This is a genomic window from Bacillus massiliigorillae (genome assembly GCF_000380245.2).
GTDB classification, from domain to species: Bacteria; Bacillota; Bacilli; order Bacillales; family DSM-1321; genus Bacillus_AD; species Bacillus_AD massiliigorillae.
The window spans coordinates 1,109,050-1,125,447 of the sequence record NZ_HG428741.1 but is presented as its reverse complement, the minus strand read 5'-3'; the positions used below and the strand labels follow the sequence as shown (position 1 = coordinate 1,125,447).

Genomic DNA, 16,398 nt, shown 5'->3' with positions numbered 1-16,398 from the left:
TCTCCTTCTATTGTTGATTGATTTTAACTTCTGATTGTTTTACTAAAATATATTGTTGTACATTTTTTCCTTGTCCTCTGTTAATATCGACAATGATAAAACCATTTGCGAATAGCGATTGAAAAACACTTCTTGTATGCATACGCCATTCTTTAGCTAATGCAAAGTTATCCTTCTTCATCGCTTGAAATGAAGTTGGCACGGTTACTGAGAGCGTATCATATGTAGTTAACTGATTCATGGCTTCATCATTGATACCTTTTATATATGGATCGCCTTGTTCATTTTCAGCTATCAATAATACCGGAGTTGCTAAACGCATACTATATGATGGCTGTTCAAGTACATGCTCACTTTCCAAATGCCACTCTATTAGAAAACGATCCGTAGCTAATCCTTCATTTAAATGACCTTCTAACTTGCCGTAGCAGTCTTCCATATATGTGCGACAAACACCTTTCAACTTGCGTATATTCAAGTTAGCATTGGCACTTTCTAATGGATCAAACGTCCAAGTTATTAACTTATATCCCTTTTCTAAAGCCACTTCTCTTTGTTTTCTTTTAAGAATTTCACCAATGCCTTGACCTCTATAGTCTTTATGAATGCCTAACATATGTGAGCAAAGGTATACAGAGTCTCCATCAAAACCAGGAAAACTATATAAGAAAGCAATTAGCTGATTATTTATATAACCTCCCAGCAGGATTCCACCATTTTTCGCTACTGTAAGTGTTTGATGAACTGGTGTAAAATCCATCCCCCATACATGTTGTTCTAATTGCTGCATTTCTTCCATATCTTCTAGATGGTATAAGGGTTTAACTATTACTTCCATGTTTACATCCCTCTCTGTAGTAATCAAAAGTCGATATAATCACTTTTGTTAGAATTTCTATTCCAGCTAATAAAGCTTCTCTATTAAATGTCATACTTGGATGATGTAACCCAGGTAATAAATCACATCCTAATCCAAGCATCGTCGCCTTAATATTTGGTTTCTTTAGCGTATAAAAATGAAAATCCTCTCCACCTGTTGTAATAACTGGAGGTACAACATTTTCTTTACCAAGCGTATTAGCAATAGCCTGTTCCATAAAATGCTGAGCTTGCTGATTCACAGTTGCTGCTGCCACACTTGCTCCTGTTTGGAGGTTGATTTCTACATCGTTCGTAATTGCTAAAGCTTGAGCAATCTTCTCCACTCTTTCTACTAATTGTTCCATCGTCTCATTCGTTTGTGCTCGTAAATCTAATGAAAACGTTGCACGACCGGGAATAATATTACTACTTTCTCCCCCCGCGTGGAATTTTGTCATTTTTGCTGAATAAGGAATGGATGGATTTAAATGAATGCTATTCAATAAAGTTACAAAGGCTGCTCCTACTTCAATTGCATTCTGCCCTTGATGTGGTCTTGCCCCATGTGCATCTGTACCAATGATTTCACCTTTAATGAATTTTGCAGCACCGTGAATGATAGCTGGTGCAGCTTGACCATCCTTCACTTCTTCAATTGGACGAAGATGCACACCATATAAAAAATCCACATCATCGACCACTTGCTTTTCAACCATCTTTAATGCACCTGTTCCTTTTTCTTCAGCTGGTTGAAAAATCACTTTCAGCTTGCCAGGCGGCGTATAGTTCAAATGATTGAGTACAAGGATCACACCAAGCGCTAATGTCATATGACCATCATGTCCACATGAATGATTCGCTTGAAAGACACCATTTACTTCTTGCCACAAAGCATCAATATCCGATCGAAGCCCGACGGTGAAATCACCTTCTCCTATTTCCCCAATCACTCCCGTACAATCATCAAAAGATGTAACGGTATATGAATGTTTCTCCAAAACGTTAGAAATAAAAGCTGTTGTTCCTTTCTCATTCCAGCTCGTTTCAGGATGAGCATGTAAATAATGAAAGATGTTCATAATCTCTGGTTTTAATTGTTGTATTGCACTTGATATGTTCACTGTAAACTCTCCTTATAGAAAAAAATCATCTGTATTAAACGAATCATAAATCGCTTTCCGCTTTGTAAAACGATCTTCATCTTGAATTGAAACACCTGCCACAAGTGCATTACAAAGTGAAAACAAAACAGGTGCTGTATCAATCGTTGATGTTCTTATTTTAGAAATAGGTAGCATTAGGTCGGCAAACTCCGCAATAGGTGCCAACTCAGAGTCAGTTATAGCAATGACATAAGCTCCTGCTTCCTTTGCCATTTCAGTGATTTTCAATGTTTCCTTTACATATCTATGAAATGAAATAGCTACAAAAACCGAATTTTCTGTTAATTTATTCAACAATAAAAAAAGGTCATCTGTATCTTGCTTATATAAACATACATTTTCTCTCACTAATCGAAGTGTAAATGTTAGCCAGTGAGCAGCTGAAAAAGATAATCGATGTCCTGAAATTAACACATAATCACTGTTCGTGAGCTTACTTACAGCCTTTGTAAAATCTTTTTCAGACAAATTTGCGATTGTCCTTTGAATGCTAGCAATATCCTGCTCCATCACTTCTGCAAAAAAGTTCGGCTGATCCGCTACTTGCTTTTTCGAAGAATAGTATTCGTTTAAACTACTATTCTCAAAAATAAGTGAGTTACGAATCTGTTTCTGCAGCTCGCTATATCCCTTTAGCTGCAAAGAATAGCAAAAACGAATTATTGTTGTCTCACTTACACCAACTTCTTTACCTATTTCAGAAGCAGAATGAACAGCAAATTTCTGTGGGTGATCCAACAAATATTTCGCTACTTTTTTTTGACTATTAGACAAATCAGCAAATATATTTTTTACTTTTCCCTGCAAATCCATATTAAAATGGGCACCTTCTTACTTATGAACTTCAAACTTCTTTTTAAATAAAATGAAGTTTAAACTTCATTTTTAGATTGAAGTCATTCTATCATAGCTAAACCTTTAACACAACCCAATATTCAAATTTTCTGAATTCGACCATCAAAAAGACATGCATTTCTTCTTTTTCATATAGATAGAACGTATACATCTAGTAATGTACGTCAAAACCCAAAGATATGTGGAGGTAATGTAATGAAAAAAGGTTTATTTGCTAGTTTAATATTGGCTCCTGCTCTATTGCTTGCAGCTTGTAGTGATGATAGTGGGAAAGCACCCGATAAAGAGGAAAAAGCCGTTGTCTATAAGGTTGGTACTGACACCACTTTCCCACCTTTTAACTACGAAGAAAACGGTGAAATCAAAGGAATTGATATTGATTTAATGAAAGCCATCGCAAAAAATCAAGACTTCAAAGTCGAGTTTAAACCAATGGACTTTAAAGGAATCATCCCTGGTATTCAAGCGAAACAATTGGATATTGGAATGGGCGGTATGAGTATTACGGACGAACGAAAACAAACCGTTGATTTCTCTGACCCTTATTTTGATGCAGGTATTACCCTCGCTGTAAAAAAAGAGAATGATAGCATTAAAAGTTTAGATGATTTAAAAGGTAAACGTATTGCCGTTAAAAAAGGCACAATCAGTGCTAAATACGCGATGGAAGTAGTGAAAGATAAAGGGTTCCAAATTGCCCAATTTGACGACAGCCCATCCATGTTCTTAGATGTAAAAAATGGTAACTCCGCCGCTCTATTAGAAGATTACCCTGTTATCTCATATGCTATTGCTCAAAAGGACCTTGGTTTAAAAACTGTGGGTGAACGTTTAACAGGTGATCAATACGGTATCTCTGTATTAAAAGGTAAAAACAAAGAAGTATTGAAAAAAATCAATGATGGATTAGCCGAACTAAAAAAATCAGGTGAATATGACAAAATTTTAAATCAGTATTTAGCAAAATAATTCAAGTATATAGCACGCTAAGTTAGCGTGCTTGTTTTTACTAAGAAAAACCGTCACTGGTCTTTTTGGATGTAGTATTTCCCCAAAGAATTAGCTCAATCAAAAAGGATGTTCGGTGATAAGACACCGCTATAATAATGCCCTTTCTTATCTCTTAAAAAGGAGTGAATATAATGGTTATCACTATGAAAGTTCTCCCATATTTATGGCTGGGTTTAAAAACAACACTATTCATTTTTGTTATTGCCATTATTTTAGGCTTTATTATTGGACTCATTGCTGCACTTTGCCGATTGTCACCCTTTAAATTCTTGCAATGGCCGACTAAAATCTTTGTCGATGTTATTAGAGGAACTCCTATACTCGTTCAACTCTTTTTTATCTATTATGGATTGAATACGCTCCCATTTATTGCTCTAGATAACACAACCGCAGGTATTATTACCATCGCTATCAATGCGGGCGCATATTTCGCGGAGATTATGCGGGCAGGAATTCAATCTATTGATAAAGGTCAAACCGAAGCCTCTCGCTCATTAGGGTTTTCTAATATTCAAACGATGCGTTTCATCGTATTACCACAGGCCTTTCGCCGTATGCTTCCCACATTCACGAATCAAGCGATTATCAGTTTAAAAGACACTTCTTTATTATCCGTTATAGGTATTGCTGATTTAACGCAACAAGGTGAAATTCAAGCAGCCGCCACATTTGAATCATTTGCCATTTGGACTATCGTTGGTGTTATATATTTCATCGTTATTTATTTATTAACGCTATTAGGTTCCTTTTTGGAAAGGAGAATTCAATTACGATGAGTATGATAAAAGTCAAACATTTGAAGAAATCATTTGGAGCATTGGAAGTCTTAAAAGATATTTCCACAGACATTCAGGAAAAAGAAGTGGTTTGTGTAATTGGACCCTCTGGTTCAGGAAAAAGCACGTTTTTGCGTTGCCTCAATCGTTTAGAGGAAATCACAGCTGGTGAAGTGGTCATTAACGGTCACACTATAACTGATTCAAAAGCAAATTTAAACGTGATTCGTCAAGAAGTGGGGATGGTTTTTCAACAATTCAACTTGTTTCCTCATAAAAATGTGTTGGAGAATATCACACTCGCTCCTACGAAACTTAAAGAATTACCCAAAGAAGAAGCAGAAAAACGTGCACTCATTCTTTTAGATAAAGTTGGTTTACGTGAAAAAACGAATAATTATCCAAGTGAGCTATCAGGAGGGCAACAACAACGTGTTGCGATTGCTCGGGCATTAGCTATGGAACCAAAGGTGATGTTATTCGATGAACCAACATCCGCATTAGATCCTGAAATGGTAGGTGATGTCTTACAAGTCATGAAAACTTTAGCCAGTGAAGGCATGACCATGGTCGTTGTGACACATGAAATGGGCTTTGCGCGAGAAGTAGCGGATCGCGTATTATTTATGGACGGTGGCTATATTGTTGAAGAAAACAAACCTAACCTATTGTTTGACGATCCAAAAAAAGAAAGAACCAAAGCTTTTTTAAGTAAAGTTTTATGAATTGGCTGTCCAAAAAGTCATTTCCAATCACTTTTTGGACGCCCTTTTATACTTGTTATACCTTCAATTTTATTTTCGATTAAATCTCATTTTACTTACTAGAATAAAAAATGTAATGCTTTATTTACTGAACCTCATACTTTAACCAATCGGATCCATTAATCTTATTAGATGCATCAATTATTTTATTCTTTACCCGCTCCGCTTCTGGTCCTTTTAACAATGATGATTGATAATTATTTCGATGAGGAACTGATGAGATGGAGAACGGAACTACATTAATTTGCTTTTTGTCAGTTAACTTATCTCCTTTTAAGTGGAACGTTTGTTGAAATACAAAAGTATCTTTATCAGCCGGATTTTTATTACCACCAAACATGAAATTGCCTAGACTATAAACAATAAATTTCCCATTGTATTCTTCAATACCTTGTAGAACATGTGGATGATGTCCTAATACTAAATCTGCCCCGCTATCAATTGTAAAATGAGCTAATGACTTTTGAGATTCATTCGGTACATAATGCCTTTCATCACCCCAATGGAAATGCACAAGAACAATTTGAACACCTTGATCTCTTAACTTTTTAATATTCGTCTCTACGATTGCTCTTGTTTCTAGTGTGTCATCCCAACCTTCATAACCTAAGACACCGATTTTCACACCTTTAACTGTCGTAACATATTGATGGTCATAGCCAAAATAACCTATTTTATTTTGTTCTAGCGTGGCAATTGTATCATCAAAACCTTTTTGTAAATAATCATATGAATGGTTATTCGCTAGATTAACAGATTCAATACCACCTAATGTAAGAATTTGTGCGTATGAAGGATCCCCTTTAAAGCGGAATTTCTTCACTGCTTTTTGAGTAGCATTCGTTAAAGGTCCTTCTAGGTTAACCGTTGTTAAATCATCCTTTTTGAAAATATCATCAAACTTTTCTACAAAGTACGGTAAGCCATTTTTAGCCGCTTCATCAGGAAGCGAACCGATATAAGCATATGTTTCATCTCTTCCAAGCGTGAAATCACCTGCAGCACTAATAGTAATCGCCTTTTCTTTCTCTGGTTTAGGCTTGTCTTTCTTAACATCATCCTTCACTTTTGTTTCATCTTTCACAACAGATTCCGTTCTCTCTGATGAATCCTTCATATAATAAACTGTAAATCCAACCAAGCAAATAATTACTAGCAATAATCCGTTAAACAATGACCTCATCAAACGCCTTTTTCTTCTTCTAGTATTCATATTTGTTATCCAAACTCCATTTCACTTTTTAAATCGATATTTATTTCACCTTGCAACACTATATTATTCTATTTTATATATAAAATCAGCAATATTCCGTCAATTGTAAATATAAAAATGAATATTATGTTATTTATAGTGAAAATAAAGAACCAACTCAACACGATATATGCTTAAATATAAAAGTACATAAGGAGGAATGAATAATGGGAGTAACTTCACAGATTGTAAAAAAAGACGGAGAATATTATGTAATTATACCAAACGAAGTATCTGATGCAGCTGGCTTTAACACTGGTGACAACATCGATATTAAAGCACAAGATGGGGCAATCGTTGTAACAAAGCTAGAAATCGATAAATAGGATTGAAAGCCAAAAGCCCTATTAACTATCAATACTAGTTAATAGGGCTTTTATATTAACGCAAATATAGCTTCTTCTTTCCTACACTAATTCAATATTAACCTCAGTTTGTTTAATCAATATATATTGCTGTGTAATCGCCCCTTGTTTTCTTTCAACATCTACTACAATAAAACCTTGTGAAAACAAAGTTTGAAATACTTCACGTGTTTGCGTGCGCCACTCTTTAGCTAATGAAAAATCTGCTTTTTTCATGGCTTGAAATTGTGTAGGTACAGTTATAGAAAGAGTGTCAAAGCTCTCTAATTGTTTCATTACTTCTTCATTTACATTTTTGATATAAGGTAAACCAGCTTCATTCATAGAAACTATAAAAACTGAAGCTGCATCACGATGATTATAACCATCCTCATTACGTACATGATCACTATCTAAGTGCCACTCTACAAGAAAACGATCTGTCGGTAATCCACTATTTAATTTACCATCAAGCTTGCCATAGCAATCTTCAATATAAGTTCGGCAAACACCTTTTAACTTACGAATATTTAAGTTAGCATTAGCACTTTCCAATGGATCGAACGTCCATGTTATAAGTTTAAAGCCTTTATCTAAAGCCAACTCTTTTTGCTTACGCTTTAATTGTTCACCAATTCCCTGTCCTCTATATGCAATGTCAATGCCTACCAAATGTGAGCACAAGAAAACTGAATCGTTCTTAAATCCAGGAAAGCTATACAAAAAACCGATTAATTTGTCCTTGTCATATGCACCGAGAATGATGCCACCATTTTTTGCGACAGTAATAGTTTGATGAATAGGTGTAAAATCATCTCCCCACACATCTTGTTCAAGACGCTGCATATCTAATAATTCTTCTAAGCTATATAAAGGTTTAATGATTAATTCCATTTTGTATTCCTCTCGATGATAAATTAAAGTCTTTATTAAATGAACCCTGCCCGAGCATTTTAGCCTTTATAATCAACTTTATCAATGTGTAATAATGGAAGTTTTTTTAATACTTATTCTGACTGAATATAAAAAACAACAATAAAGGGCTCTCATATTAACAATGAGAACCCCATAAATTTCTCCTATAGCTAACCAGACTTGTTATAGCCCCTTCTTCTTCACAACAACAGCGGCTGCGACTACTAAAGCAACTATGCATATAACAGAGACTATTAAACAACCAAGAAGACCATCAGTTTGATTGACACCTGTTACAATTTTTACTGCATAAGTACTTAAATTAGTTGGACTCCATTTCAATGCTTCAGTCAACCATCCACTTACCATCGATAATCCACTGAAAAATATAATACTAACAATGGCAATCGTTCCATTACTATTCCATAAAGCGCTGCAAAGAATAACACTGGAAACAATAAAGAAAATATAAAGACAATATAGAAGCATAGCCTGAATCAAATGATTCAGTTCTACCGAGTCAAATAAGACAACTGTATAATAATAAGCAAACAAATAACCTAGAATAAATGAAACCATTAATAATATCCCATTTGCAATAGTTTTACTACTTACTAATTTTAATGGTGAAACAGGCCGAACCATCAAAAGTATTAATGACCCATTTCTACGCTCATCACTAATCGTACCCATCACTGCAACAACAATTAGAAGCAAGCCTATAGTATTTAATTGCGATAATACTGAAGCCATCACTTCTCCACTAGTTGGAGTAGGCATTTCAAAGACAGCACCTTCTGGCAAACCTCCACCCATCTTTAAAATATCTTCCATAAAATATGAGGTAACAGGTTGCATAACAGCTAACAACATAAAGACAATTGGAAGCCAAATTATTTTTTTACTTCTCCATAATCCAACAAATTCTTTTTGTAGTAATGTCATAAAGATGTTCATTGTTTCACCACCTCTAAAAATACGCTTTCCAACGTTTGTTTTCCTTGTTGGAACGTTATGATGTCAATGTTATTGTCTAAACACCATTGCAGCAATTCTTCTTTTTTACTTGTAGGATGTAATGTAATTTCAGCAGTATTCTTTCCTATTAAACTTATATTCTTTATAAATTCACATTGCGATAGTGCCTTTGGAATTTCATGCCCTGTTTTCAATGTATAATTTTGAATAGCATTTGAAAGCAAGTTTTCCATTGTACCTTTTGCTACAATTTCACCGTTTTTCATTAATAACACATCATCACTAATTTCTTCAGCATCATGAAGCACATGTGTAGAATATATAATGGTTGTAGATTTTTTCAAATCGGCTAATATATTCATCACATCACGACGTCCAACGGGATCTAATGCTGAAACTGGTTCATCTAACAATAGAAATGAAGGCTTATGTAACAACGCCTGCGCTAACCCAAGACGTTGCTTCATTCCACCAGAAAATCCTTGGATTTTTCGATTACTAGCTTCCGCTATTCCAGTTGCTAACAATACTTCATCGACTCTTGTTTTCAAAATACTTTTATCTACTTCAGAGATTTTACCCATAAATAGTAGAAATTCTTTCGGCGTCATCCAACCGTAAAAGCTAGGTATCTGTGGTAGAAAGCCAATTTCTCTTCTCCAATTAGTGTCATGATGATAGGAAATATCTCCTTGGTCCTGTTTTATCAATCCAACTAGCATTTTCAGTAAAGTTGTTTTACCTGCACCGTTAGGACCGATAAGCGCTACACAACGTCCCGACTCTATATCAAAGCTTACATCATTAACAGCAATATGCTGTTGAAATTTTTTTGTGACATTTCTCACATGGATATTCATATTTCTCTATCTCTCCTTTCTTCCAATAATGAAATATAGAACTGGACCGATGATATTTACAAAAACGATAATAATTGCCCACAACCACTTAGGTCCATTTGTATGCTCTTGTTTTATTAAACTAACAAGGGCAGTAACTAATAAAATAATTTGTAGTATTGCGATAGGTAATAAAATTTGTAGTAATGTTGTAGAATCCATTTTAGCTTCCCCCTTTTTTTCTCTCTGGATAAATAACGAAGAAATAATATAGCAAGAATGAGGATGGAATATTGAGTAACCCAATAAACCCCCAAAACCATGCATTTTTCCCTCTTTTTCTAGCTGATAAAAAAATAATTGTTCCTTGCGTTAACATTAGAGTGGCTAACACTATAAAAAATATGATTTGTGCTGTTAAAGACATTTCAGTTACTTCTAATCTCATACGATATTGTCCTCTCTAGTTTGCTTCTTCTTTTCATAAAAAACATATAAAGGAGCTAATACAAAGCTAAGAATCAACAGGGCAATATAAAAGATTGGTGCGCGTGTCATCACTAAAACAAAAACTGCTATAAATACTATGGCTATAATCATAAACAAGATTAATTCCTTTTTTTGCTTTTGTTTATAGCGTTGCTCTTGTTCACGTAACATAACTGAAATGGTAGCCTTATTCGGCGGAGTAATATGAAAAGATTCGTCCATTTCTTTAAATGCTTCATGAACTTTGTTTTCCATATCTTTTTTCGTCAAAATCATCCATCTCCTTTCGAATTAATTGCACACATTTATGAACTCTAGATTTAACTGTACCTTCTTTGATTTCAATCATTTTGCCAATTTCCTCATAAGAGAACCCATAATAATGTTTTAGTAATAATGGAATACGATAAATAGCATCCAATTTACTGATTACCTCCATTACGTCATTGAATTCAATCCCACTTTGCATCACTTTCCATCTAATTGAATCATTGCAATCCTGCTTTGCTTTTTTAAACAACCACTTTTCACGCTTCTTTTTTCGTAAATAATCGATATACGTTCTAGTAGCAATCGTGATCATCCAACTTGAAAGTTTACTACTACCATCATATTTCTTTATGTGTAGATAGCATTTCAACATGGTTTCCTGCAAAAGGTCTTCTGCAATAATAGGATCAAACGTCATTTTAATAATGTACTTAAATAGAAAAGAATAGTGCATTTGAAATAATTCAGAAAATGCTGCTTCATCTCCTCGTTGTGCCGCTATAATTAAACGTTGTTCATGCTCCTGATCATGAATCTCTTCCAAAATACACCCACCTTTCTATGTAAATCTACTTATAATACGCCTGTAGATTTACAATCGTTCACTCTAATTTAATTTTTTTATAAAAACATAAATGCCTTTCCTTTACTTTCCCAATTAAGAGGTTTATGACACCTATTTTAAGGTAATAATTTTGAATGAAGAATATGGAAATAAAATTGGAGGAATGATTAATGAAGAAATTACTTGCGCTATTCATGTGTGCTGGATTACTTGTATTAGGAGCTTGCGGCAATGATAATGCTGACGATAAAGATACAGTGAAAAACCCACCAGAAAATGCGCCCGTTGAAAATGGAAATGACAATGATACAGTTAACAATCCAGGAAGTACAACGGATAACAAACAAAATACGGCAACTAATACTGAATCAATTCCATTTATTTCTTTTGATTTAGATGTGGACTATGATAATTTCAAATCATTCGAAGTAGAATATGATAATGAAACAGATGGTTTGGAAGTGAAGATTGAAGACGAATTAAACAATCGCACATTAAGAGGAGACGAAGCTTTAGCCGAATTACGAAGCCGTTTTGAAAGTTTTAAATTTGATAAAAATACAGCTCCTGATGAAGTAATTAATGAAGTGATTAAATCATTTGATTTAAAAGAAGACTACAAGAAATTTGATTTAGAAATTAAATTTGCTGATGGTACTGAAAAAGAATATTTAAAATAACCTGTAAAGCGGCTTAAAGTAATTAAAACCTCTAAGCCGCTTTTTTATTATAACCAATACATACTAATTTTTCATATATAACTATTGAGCAGAATAGCCACCTTCAATTGGAAGTTCAATACCTGTTACAAAATTAGACTCATCTGAAGCCAGGTACAACACTCCATAAGCAATATCAAGTGGTTTTCCTAAGCGAGGAAGTGGTGTATTTGCTCTAAACCAAGATGTCATCTGCTCATCTTTAAACATTTCTTCAGTCATTGGTGTTTCAATATAGCCAGGATGAACAGAATTCACACGAATATTTTGTTTAGCATAGTCGATTGCTGTTGCTTTCGTTAATAAACGAACCGCTCCTTTAGATGCGGTGTAGGAACTTGCTCCACTACCTCCCGTCAATCCAGCAATTGATGAAATATTAATAATGCTACCCCCACCGTTTTCAATCATTAATGGAATAACATGTTTCATGCCGAGGAATGTCCCTGTTAAATTAATGGCCAAAACTTTATTCCACTCTTCAATAGTTGAATCTATTAGCTTTGTTTCAGTTGCTATCCCTGCATTATTCACAAGAATATCAATCTTGCCATACTTTTCTACCCCATCCTTCACTACCTGAATCCAATTATCTTCCAATGATACATCATGAAAGAAACCAATAGCATCCCCACCATTAGCATTAATTTCATCTACTACTTCTTTCACTTTCACTTCTTGCACATCAGTTACAATTACTTTTGCCCCTTCTTGTGCGAACAATAAAGCTTCTGCTTTACCTTGTCCACCACCAGCACCTGTAATAATAGCTACCTTTTGGTCTAAACGTCCCATACACATCCTCCTCATATCCTAAAAAGTAAATACCACAAGAAAATTATAACAATTTTTGGTCTTTTTGAAATTAAAATCCAAATATTTAGGATGAATATATGACTACATTAGTATTTTTATGTTTTTCAAGAGAATAATAGGATTATATCTCTATATTTTTAAATTTTTTTCAGATTTAATGTAAAAATTTGTTGAATTATGACGATATAACACTTTATACATAGTAAAAAAATCACATTATGAATGCGAATAAGGGAGAGATAGCATGTTAAAGGGGAAGTTTTTATCATTAAAAACTAAATTAATTATATTATGTTTATTTTTACTAATTATCCCGACGACAATTATTGGCTTTACCACATATTCTTCGTCAAAAGGAGAATTAGATTCTGCAGGAGAAGAACATTTAGAACAAACTGCCAAAATGGTAATTGGGATGATTAACTTATTAGATCAACAAGTACAAGCTGGAAAATTAACTTTGGAGGAAGCACAAGAAAAGCTACGTCTAGAATTACTAGGTAAAAAAGATAAAAACAACAAACGCGACATCAATAAGCAATATACAATTAAAGAGTCTGGATATATATGGGCAATGGATGAATCAGGACAAGTAGTAATGGATCCTGTAGATGAAGGAATAGATTTAAAAAAAGTAAAGTCTGAAGATGGAGTCAATTTAGGTAAAGAGTCACTACTAATAGGAAAAAAAGGTGGGATTCTTACTTTTGACTGGCTTAATCCATCATCGAATAAAATTGAAACGAACGTTTCTTATGTGGAAGTAGATCCAAAATGGGGTTGGTATATTGGTGCCAATGCCTTTCAATCAGAATTTAATAGTGGTGCCTCAAAAATCGCTATAACTATATGTATTATTTCTATCATTGCTATTATATTAGGTGGTTTTATTTCTTATTTTTACGCTTCTAGATTAACTAAACCAATTGTACACGTAAGCAAAGAACTAAAATTAGCCTCTACCGGAGATTATTCTGGTGATGACTTAAAAGTAACTTCAAACGACGAAATTGGTGAATTAACAAAAGACTTTAATTTAATGAGAAAAAGCATGAAAAATTTAATCAGCCGTTTCGCAAGTTCCACTCAACATGTAGCAGCTTCATCTGAACAATTAACTGCTAGTGCTGAGGAAACTAGTAAAGCGACAAATGAAATTAATATAGCTATTCAAGCAGTAGCGCAAGGATCCGAAACCTCTACTATGCAATTACAAGAAACATCAGTTGCATTAGAAGAAGTAACATTAGCTATTAACAACTTAGCAAATAGTGCTTCTCTCATTTCTGAAGCAGGCATTGCTGTTACAGATCAAGCAAATAAAGGAAATATATATGTAGAAAAAACCGTACAACAAATCAATTCAATTAATGATAAAGTCATAGAAAGTAACGAAGTGCTTGAATCATTAGATAAAAGTTCAAACAAAATTGGTGAAATCACTGATGTTATTAATGAAATTGCCAACCAAACCAATTTACTTGCCTTAAATGCTGCCATTGAAGCTGCAAGAGCTGGTGAACACGGAAGAGGATTTGCTGTCGTGGCTGATGAAGTTCGCAGGTTAGCGGAGCAATCCCAAGAATCTTCACATCAAATATCAGACTTAATTAAAGATATACAAGTAAATATGTCACGATCAACAAATGCGATGCATTCTGTAAAGACAGAAGTTGTCGAAGGCCTAGACATCGTATCTAAAACAGAAGTTAGCTTTAAAGAAATTGTAAGTAATATGAGTGAAATGAAAGATAAAATTACCGATATGGCTGCCACAGTACAGCAATTATCAGCAAGTGCAGAAGAAGTAACTGCATCTGTCAATAATATATCAACGCTTTCTCATGATGCTTCTGAAAACACGCAAGGAGTAGCGGCAAATACAGAAGAACAATTTGCAACTATGGAAGAAATCGCAACGTCTTCCAACTCGTTATCCAATTTAGCACAAGAATTACAACAACAAGTCGACCAATTTAAAATATAGCATTTAAAAAGCAAGCCTCAGCAAACACTTATGTTGTATGCTTCGGCTTGCTTTTCATATTAATAATTAAACAGCTGAATATCCACCTTCAATTGGTAATTCAATACCAGTTACAAATTTAGATTCATCAGAAGCCAAATATAATACGCCATTTGCAATGTCCTCTGGTTTACCTAAATAAGGTAACGGTGTATTAGATTTAAACCATGTCATCATTTGTTCATTTGTAAACATATCTTTTGTCATTGGTGTTTCTATGTAACCAGGATGAACTGAGTTACAACGAATACTATGTTTCGCATAGTCGATTGCTGTAGCCTTTGTCAATAGACGAAGTGCTCCTTTAGATGCCGTATATGGGCTAGCCCCACTACCACCTGTTAACCCGGCAATTGACGAAATATTAATAATACTTCCTCCGTGGTTTTCCATCATAACAGGAATTACATGCTTCATACCTAAAAATGCACCTGTTAAGTTAATATCCATTACCTTATTCCATTCAGCAACAGATGTTTCATGAAGAGACTTTTGAATTGTAATACCAGCATTATTAACAAGAATATCTACTTTTCCAAACTTCTCAACAGTATCCTTTACTACTTGAATCCATTTATCTTCCGAAGAAACATCATGAAAGAAGCCAATTGCTTCTCCACCATTTTGAATTATTTCTTCCACTACTAGTTTTACTTTTTCTTCTTGGACATCTGTGACAACAACTTTGGCACCTTCTTTGGCAAAAAGAAGTGCTTCAGCTTTACCTTGTCCACCCCCAGCACCTGTAATAATCGCTACTTTATTAGCTAATCTACCCATTCGCTTTTCCTCTCCCTTAGCCTATAAATTGTTATTACATTATTCATATACCACTCTAAAAACTTATTAAACAAAGCATTTCAATCCTTTAAAAATAAAAGCGGCTTAGAGTTTTTCTCAAAGCCGCTTTCTTATGCCTACTTTTCAGTAAAGAGGTCAGCATCACTATACCAATCATTCCGTAAAATTCGCTTATTTCTTCAATGAACTTGTCTGACATCAACAAGTTGTCCTAACAATATCCTCACACTGTCAAATCAATAAATTTTTATCTTTTTAAATTAAATTTTTATTATTATAAAGATTTCCCATTAATTCTTTTATATTACTTATGTCAAATAATTTTAAAAAATTTGCTAAAAAAGGTTTGAACTACCTTAGTTTGTGAAAAACATAGATTATACACCGCATTATGTAAAATATCTGTCGATTTTATATTATAAAGATTGCTTTCTTTATGATAAAATCAATATTGTTGGATACTTCACAATAATGTGTAACTAAAAATTGGAGGTTATATTATGACAAATCAACTACATCCATTAATGAATCAACAACTTACTAACTGGACTGTAATGTACACAAAACTACATAACTATCACTGGTACGTTAAAGGAGCTAACTTCTTTACACTTCATGCAAAATTTGAAGAGTTCTATACTGAAACTGCTACATACATCGATGAAATTGCAGAACGTTTATTAACAATTGGTGGACAACCAATCGCGACATTAAAGGAAACATTAGAAACTGCTACAATTGAAGAAGCAAATGGTGCTGAAACTGCAGATGATATGGTAAAAATCATTCTTTCGGATTTCACTGCAATTGCTAACCATATTGATACATTACTTGAAGTAGCAGAAAACGAAAAAGACGAAGAAACAGCTGATCTTTTCCTTGGCATTAAAGCAACTCTAGAAAAAAATATGTGGATGCTTAAAGCATACTTAGGGTAAAACAAAAAAAGTTTAG

General features: G+C 34.1%; 20 protein-coding genes. 7 read left to right on the top strand and 13 right to left on the bottom strand.

Annotated elements, in window-relative coordinates:
- Positions 1 to 7 precede the first annotated feature (7 nt).
- The 3 genes from TX86_RS05335 to TX86_RS05325 are packed head-to-tail and all read right to left on the bottom strand — an operon-like array spanning position 8 to position 2,837.
- Positions 8 to 838: a GNAT family N-acetyltransferase gene (locus tag TX86_RS05335; protein ID WP_042346942.1), complete on the bottom strand. Its 831-nt coding sequence runs from the start codon at positions 836 to 838 to the stop codon at positions 8 to 10.
- On the bottom strand, positions 822 to 1,976 hold the full coding sequence (locus TX86_RS05330; protein ID WP_230203639.1) for a M20 peptidase aminoacylase family protein: 1,155 nt from the start codon (positions 1,974 to 1,976) through the stop codon (positions 822 to 824). The genes TX86_RS05335 and TX86_RS05330 overlap by 17 nt, the downstream gene beginning before the upstream one ends.
- Before the next feature lie 18 nt (positions 1,977 to 1,994).
- Entirely contained in the window at positions 1,995 to 2,837 is an 843-nt protein-coding gene (locus TX86_RS05325) for a MurR/RpiR family transcriptional regulator (protein WP_042346940.1), read from the bottom strand.
- Positions 2,838 to 3,074: 237 nt separating this feature from the next.
- Here TX86_RS05325 and TX86_RS05320 point away from each other — a divergent pair, with 237 nt between their 5' ends.
- The 3 genes from TX86_RS05320 (at position 3,075) to TX86_RS05310 (ending at position 5,391) form a co-directional block, all read left to right on the top strand.
- Entirely contained in the window at positions 3,075 to 3,848 is a 774-nt protein-coding gene (locus tag TX86_RS05320) for a transporter substrate-binding domain-containing protein (RefSeq protein ID WP_042346938.1), read from the top strand.
- Between the two features lie 173 nt (positions 3,849 to 4,021).
- The gene (locus tag TX86_RS05315) at positions 4,022 to 4,666 is read left to right on the top strand and encodes an amino acid ABC transporter permease (RefSeq protein ID WP_042346936.1); all 645 of its coding nucleotides are present in this window, start codon (positions 4,022 to 4,024) and stop codon (positions 4,664 to 4,666) included.
- On the top strand, positions 4,663 to 5,391 hold the full coding sequence (locus TX86_RS05310) for an amino acid ABC transporter ATP-binding protein (RefSeq protein WP_042346934.1): 729 nt from the start codon (positions 4,663 to 4,665) through the stop codon (positions 5,389 to 5,391). Before TX86_RS05315 ends, TX86_RS05310 begins: the two co-directional genes overlap by 4 nt.
- A gap of 124 nt (positions 5,392 to 5,515) precedes the next feature.
- Here the strand turns inward: TX86_RS05310 and TX86_RS05305 are convergent, their stop codons facing one another.
- Complete coding sequence (locus tag TX86_RS05305) at positions 5,516 to 6,613, bottom strand: CapA family protein (protein WP_081707566.1); 1,098 nt, start codon at positions 6,611 to 6,613, stop codon at positions 5,516 to 5,518.
- A gap of 236 nt (positions 6,614 to 6,849) precedes the next feature.
- On the opposite strand from TX86_RS05305, the gene TX86_RS26595 reads away from it, so the two are divergent.
- Complete coding sequence (locus tag TX86_RS26595) at positions 6,850 to 7,008, top strand: AbrB/MazE/SpoVT family DNA-binding domain-containing protein (protein ID WP_154663052.1); 159 nt, start codon at positions 6,850 to 6,852, stop codon at positions 7,006 to 7,008.
- 81 nt (positions 7,009 to 7,089) lie between these two features.
- Here TX86_RS26595 and TX86_RS05300 read toward each other — a convergent pair whose 3' ends face one another.
- The 7 genes from TX86_RS05300 to sigY form a co-directional block, all read right to left on the bottom strand.
- A complete protein-coding gene (locus tag TX86_RS05300) occupies positions 7,090 to 7,920 on the bottom strand; it encodes a GNAT family N-acetyltransferase (protein ID WP_042346930.1) in 831 nt (276 codons plus the stop codon).
- A gap of 204 nt (positions 7,921 to 8,124) precedes the next feature.
- Complete coding sequence (locus TX86_RS05295; protein WP_042346928.1) at positions 8,125 to 8,898, bottom strand: ABC transporter permease; 774 nt, start codon at positions 8,896 to 8,898, stop codon at positions 8,125 to 8,127.
- Positions 8,895 to 9,779, bottom strand: coding sequence for an ABC transporter ATP-binding protein (locus TX86_RS05290; protein ID WP_042346926.1), 885 nt, complete (start codon positions 9,777 to 9,779; stop codon positions 8,895 to 8,897). Before TX86_RS05290 ends, TX86_RS05295 begins: the two co-directional genes overlap by 4 nt.
- 6 nt (positions 9,780 to 9,785) lie before the next feature.
- The gene (locus TX86_RS05285; protein WP_042346924.1) at positions 9,786 to 9,980 is read right to left on the bottom strand and encodes a PLD nuclease N-terminal domain-containing protein; all 195 of its coding nucleotides are present in this window, start codon (positions 9,978 to 9,980) and stop codon (positions 9,786 to 9,788) included.
- 1 nt (position 9,981) lies between these two features.
- Positions 9,982 to 10,206, bottom strand: a complete 225-nt coding sequence (locus TX86_RS05280) for a transcriptional regulator (RefSeq protein ID WP_230203572.1) — start codon at positions 10,204 to 10,206, stop codon at positions 9,982 to 9,984.
- Complete coding sequence (locus TX86_RS05275; protein ID WP_042346922.1) at positions 10,203 to 10,517, bottom strand: YxlC family protein; 315 nt, start codon at positions 10,515 to 10,517, stop codon at positions 10,203 to 10,205. The genes TX86_RS05280 and TX86_RS05275 overlap by 4 nt, the downstream gene beginning before the upstream one ends.
- The gene (gene sigY / locus TX86_RS05270; protein WP_052343540.1) at positions 10,483 to 11,061 is read right to left on the bottom strand and encodes an RNA polymerase sigma factor SigY; all 579 of its coding nucleotides are present in this window, start codon (positions 11,059 to 11,061) and stop codon (positions 10,483 to 10,485) included. Before sigY ends, TX86_RS05275 begins: the two co-directional genes overlap by 35 nt.
- 191 nt (positions 11,062 to 11,252) lie before the next feature.
- Here sigY and TX86_RS05265 point away from each other — a divergent pair, with 191 nt between their 5' ends.
- Complete coding sequence (locus TX86_RS05265; RefSeq protein ID WP_081707565.1) at positions 11,253 to 11,762, top strand: YusW family protein; 510 nt, start codon at positions 11,253 to 11,255, stop codon at positions 11,760 to 11,762.
- Between the two features lie 81 nt (positions 11,763 to 11,843).
- Here TX86_RS05265 and TX86_RS05260 read toward each other — a convergent pair whose 3' ends face one another.
- Complete coding sequence (locus TX86_RS05260) at positions 11,844 to 12,596, bottom strand: SDR family NAD(P)-dependent oxidoreductase (RefSeq protein ID WP_042346920.1); 753 nt, start codon at positions 12,594 to 12,596, stop codon at positions 11,844 to 11,846.
- Positions 12,597 to 12,861: 265 nt separating this feature from the next.
- Here TX86_RS05260 and TX86_RS05255 point away from each other — a divergent pair, with 265 nt between their 5' ends.
- Positions 12,862 to 14,604 (top strand): methyl-accepting chemotaxis protein, encoded by a 1,743-nt coding sequence (locus TX86_RS05255; protein ID WP_042346917.1) that lies wholly within the window; start codon positions 12,862 to 12,864, stop codon positions 14,602 to 14,604.
- Between the two features lie 66 nt (positions 14,605 to 14,670).
- Here the strand turns inward: TX86_RS05255 and TX86_RS05250 are convergent, their stop codons facing one another.
- The gene (locus tag TX86_RS05250; RefSeq protein ID WP_042346914.1) at positions 14,671 to 15,423 is read right to left on the bottom strand and encodes an SDR family NAD(P)-dependent oxidoreductase; all 753 of its coding nucleotides are present in this window, start codon (positions 15,421 to 15,423) and stop codon (positions 14,671 to 14,673) included.
- Positions 15,424 to 15,944: 521 nt separating this feature from the next.
- Between TX86_RS05250 and TX86_RS05245 the strand changes: the two genes are divergently transcribed.
- Positions 15,945 to 16,382, top strand: a complete 438-nt coding sequence (locus TX86_RS05245) for a Dps family protein (protein WP_042346910.1) — start codon at positions 15,945 to 15,947, stop codon at positions 16,380 to 16,382.
- Positions 16,383 to 16,398 lie beyond the last annotated feature (16 nt).